Origin of the sequence: Delftia sp. ZNC0008 (genome assembly GCF_000799035.1) — a bacterium.
GTDB classification, from domain to species: Bacteria; Pseudomonadota; Gammaproteobacteria; order Burkholderiales; family Burkholderiaceae_C; genus Comamonas; species Comamonas tsuruhatensis.
Map to the genome: position 1 here is coordinate 1 of NZ_JTKZ01000004.1, position 3,451 is coordinate 3,451.

General features: G+C 67.2%; 5 protein-coding genes. 1 reads left to right on the forward strand and 4 read right to left on the reverse strand.

Translation table 11 applies throughout. The features are described 5' to 3' along the window. Positions 1–176: 176 nt before the first annotated feature. The gene (locus L995_RS00065; RefSeq protein ID WP_012202707.1) at positions 177–890 is read left to right on the forward strand and encodes a Crp/Fnr family transcriptional regulator; all 714 of its coding nucleotides are present in this window, start codon (positions 177–179) and stop codon (positions 888–890) included. 59 nt (positions 891–949) lie between these two features. On the opposite strand, the gene L995_RS00070 is transcribed toward L995_RS00065, so the two are convergent. The 4 genes from L995_RS00070 to L995_RS00085 all read right to left on the reverse strand — a co-directional run bounded on the left by L995_RS00070 (position 950) and on the right by L995_RS00085 (position 2,991). After that, a complete protein-coding gene (locus tag L995_RS00070) occupies positions 950–1,309 on the reverse strand; it encodes a hypothetical protein (protein WP_047467924.1) in 360 nt (119 codons plus the stop codon). Between the two features lie 95 nt (positions 1,310–1,404). Beyond that, on the reverse strand, positions 1,405–1,788 hold the full coding sequence (locus L995_RS00075) for a roadblock/LC7 domain-containing protein (RefSeq protein ID WP_016449547.1): 384 nt from the start codon (positions 1,786–1,788) through the stop codon (positions 1,405–1,407). Then, positions 1,778–2,326: a GTP-binding protein gene (locus tag L995_RS00080; protein ID WP_043791346.1), complete on the reverse strand. Its 549-nt coding sequence runs from the start codon at positions 2,324–2,326 to the stop codon at positions 1,778–1,780. The genes L995_RS00075 and L995_RS00080 overlap by 11 nt, the downstream gene beginning before the upstream one ends. Continuing rightward, entirely contained in the window at positions 2,323–2,991 is a 669-nt protein-coding gene (locus tag L995_RS00085) for a hypothetical protein (protein ID WP_047219049.1), read from the reverse strand. Before L995_RS00085 ends, L995_RS00080 begins: the two co-directional genes overlap by 4 nt. Positions 2,992–3,451 lie beyond the last annotated feature (460 nt).

Sequence of the window (3,451 nt, forward strand, 5' to 3'; positions counted from 1 at the left end):
CCGCGTCCCAGCAAAGCGGCTGTGGCCAGGCTGGCCAGCAAGCGGGAAGGGCGCGCCAGCGCGCGGGGCAGGGGGTGTGAGGCTTGCATGGAAAGGTCTCCTGGCATGTTCGGTGTCAGCGGCGAAAATACGCAGGCCCGCCGGCTGTGTCTGTCAGCCACCCGACATCCCTTTCCATGCAAGCTTCCCTCGCCTCTTCCTACCTACCCACGCTGCGCGCCGGCCGCTGGTTCAGCGCATTGGCGCCGCAGTTTGCCGATTTGCTGCTGGCCCTGGCCCAGCCGCGCAGCCTGGAGACGGGCGAGGCCCTGTTCCTGCGCGGCGATGCGCTGGAGGGCGGTTTGTTCGCCGTGGTCCGCGGCAGCATCGGTTTCTCCGGTGTGGGTGGGCAGAGCGAGCAGGCGCGCGAGGCCCTGCTCACGCGCATGGGACCGGCCACCTGGTTTGGCGAGATCGCGCTGTTCGACGGCTCGCCGCGCACCCACGATGCCCACGCCATGGAGCCCAGCGTGGTGCTGCAGGTACCACGCCAGCCGCTGCTGGACTGGCTGCAGCAGCACCCCGCGCACTGGCATGACCTGGGCGTGCTGATGTCGGGGCGCATGCGGGCGGCCTTTGCGGCGCTGGAGGACCTGGCCCTGCTGCCCGCACCCCAGCGGCTGGCGCGCCGCCTGGTGGCCATGGCGCGCGGCTACGGCGAGCGGCTGGACGATGTGCCGGCCCGGCCGCGCCTGGATATCACGCAGGAGCAGCTGGCGCGCATGCTGTCGATCTCGCGCCAGACCACCAACGTGCTGCTGCAGGGCCTGCAGGCGCGGGGCCTCATCCGTGTGCAGCGCGGCGAGATCGAGATCCTGCAATGGCAGGCGCTGTGCGCCGAGCGGTTCTGAGAAGGCCCGGTTGTGAGAGGGTCCATCAAGGCGGCGCTACGCGCTGCAGGCCGCCTGCTTCAGACCACCAGCACGCCTTCCACGTCCTGCACCTTGCGCCGCGCCAGCGCGAGATTGGCCTTGGTCTTGTCGAGCACCAGGTACAGGAACAGGCCCTCGTGGTGGGTGGAGGGGCGCAGGATGTGGTACTGCTTGCTCAGCGTGATGAGGATGTCCTCGATGGTGTCTTCCAGGCCCAGCGAGCGCATGGTCTTGAGCTTGGCGCGCACCAGTTCGGTGTTGCCGGCGGCAGCCAGCTCCAGGTCCACGCCCGATCCGTCCTGCCCCAGGATCATGCCGCTGTTGTAGTCCACCAGTGCAGCGCACATGGCGCCGTCGCAGCGCATCAGTTCATCCATGGTTTGCTTGATATTGGCCATTGTTTTCCTAACTCCCTTGTGTTGCGAAAATGTTCTGCACCTTCGCGGTGCCTTCTTGCCGGATGCATGTGAGCAGCCTTTGCCTGCCTTTGCCATCACGCTTGTTCCAGCGTCCGCACGGCCTCGCGCGAGACATAGAGAACCTGGCCCAGAACGGCCTCGCGCGAGGCCACCACGCTGATGACCAGCGTCAGGCCCGGGCGCTGTGCCTGCAGCATGACGATGAAGCCCTCGGCCGCCTCGACCACCACGTTGGCGCAATGCCCGAGCTGGTTCTCCTCGCCGGCGATCATGCCCAGCGCCGCCATCGAGCTGGCCATGGCCGACAGCCGCGCCGTGCTGCCCTGGCCTTGCGCACGGGCGGCCACCTCGAAGCCGTCCTCGGTGCTGACCACGCAGCCACGCACGCCGTGCAACCTGCTCATCAGCGACTGCACCGCCGCCTGGGCTGCAGCCTTCAAGGCAGCGTCATTCTTCATGGGACTTCTCCTGGGCAAGGGCTTCGATCTGCAGCAGCAACAGCTCGATCAGGGCCACCACCTGCTGGGGGTTGCGCACATCGGCCGGCACCACGGGGCACAGCAGGCCGCGCGATTGCAGGTGCACGGCAAAGCTGTCCAGATCAGGCGCTGTGTACTCCTGCATGCGGCATACCGCCACCACGCATGCCGTGCTGCGCAAGACATCGGACAGGCCCTGGACATAGATATCCAGGTCGGCCAGCGGATCGGAGCGGCTGTTGTCGATCAGCAAGATCACGCCCAGCGCGCCGCGCGAGAGGATGCGCCACATGAAGTCAAAGCGCTCCTGCCCGGGCGTGCCGTAGAGGTACAGCTTCTCGCCGTTGTCCAGGGTCAGCTCGCCATAGTCCATGCCGGCCGTCGTCAGCGCCTTGTCCAGGGTGTCATCGGTGTTGCGCACGTCGGTGCTCACGGGGGCGATCTCGCTGACGCAGCGGATGGCCGTGGTCTTGCCTGCGCCTGCAGGGCCGGAAATCAGGATCTTGAGTTCGCTCATGGGCGCGCTCCTGCAAACCGGGCCAGGCGAAGGCGTATGCGTTCGAGCACGCCCCTGTCCGGCGCAGGGTTGCCGGGGTGCGGTGCGGCGGGCGGGCGGGCCGAGGCCCAGCGCAGCAGGCCGGCGGCGTCCAGCTCGTTCAGAAAACCGGCGCAGATCTCGGGCGACAGGCCCGAGCGCTGGCACAGGGTCTGCATCGTCGTGGGCTGGCCTGTCAGCAAGGTGGCCAGGCGGATATGGTGGGATCTCGTCAGCAGTTGCGGCGACGGCCAGCGCCGCAGCTGCAGCAGCATCAGCTGATGCTGCGTGTGCAGGCCGCTGGCGTGTGCCTTGGCGCTGGCCGGTTTGCCGTGCACCGACAGGATGCGTGCGCCCATGGTGTTGAGGCATTCCTCCAGCGCCTCGGCGCGCAGGGGCATGCCCAGGTGGCCACCCGCAGGGAAGGCTCCCCTCGGTGGCCCTCCCACGCGCAGCGTCAGCGCGGGCGGGGCGGCAGGCGCTTGGGCCAGTTCGCCATGCACCACCGTCATGTCCGCCTGGGATTCGCGCCACGTCCAGCGATGCCGTGTGCGGTGATTCACCATCAGCACATAGGAGCGGAACAGCTTGGCGTCGCGGTCCGGCAGGCCATGCAGCATGAAGGTCAGCTCGGTTCGCTCATCCATGCTGTGCCTCCCGCTGCAATTGCCGCCTGCGCCCTCCGGTCTGGTTCGTGTACATGCCTTGCCTCTTCTTTGTAGGTCCGGCGATGGCCGGGTTGTCCATGAATTCATTCAGGAACGGGAGTCCAGGAATCCCGCAAGGGGAAGCCCGACGACAGAGCTGCGGATGATAGGAATGGCGCCGGCGGCTGGCTGTCCGGTCGCGCTGGAGAATCAGAATCGGCTGGGTCAGAATCAGAGTTGTCCTATCCGATTCGTGCCCAATCCGCTCCCAGCCTGAGCGGATCGAGCAAGGGCAATGGATGAATCGCGGGTCTGCAGGGCCGTAAAAATCGGAGCTTTCCGAGTTTTGTCCCTGCATCCCTGGTCGGACTGTGGTCTCTTTTCTGGCCCGCCTTGTGTGGGTGGTGCCTGGCGGGCGCTGCCCGCTGCCCGCCGTGTCCTCCGGTTACCAGGGACGCGG

Coding starts and splice junctions, on each gene's coding strand:
- L995_RS00070 (WP_047467924.1), bottom strand. CDS start 1,309: ATGGCCAATATCAAGCAAACCATGGATGAACTGATGCGCTGCGACGGC.
- L995_RS00080 (WP_043791346.1), bottom strand. CDS start 2,326: ATGAGCGAACTCAAGATCCTGATTTCCGGCCCTGCAGGCGCAGGCAAG.
- L995_RS00085 (WP_047219049.1), bottom strand. CDS start 2,991: ATGGATGAGCGAACCGAGCTGACCTTCATGCTGCATGGCCTGCCGGAC.
- L995_RS00075 (WP_016449547.1), bottom strand. CDS start 1,788: ATGAAGAATGACGCTGCCTTGAAGGCTGCAGCCCAGGCGGCGGTGCAG.
- L995_RS00065 (WP_012202707.1), top strand. CDS start 177: ATGCAAGCTTCCCTCGCCTCTTCCTACCTACCCACGCTGCGCGCCGGC.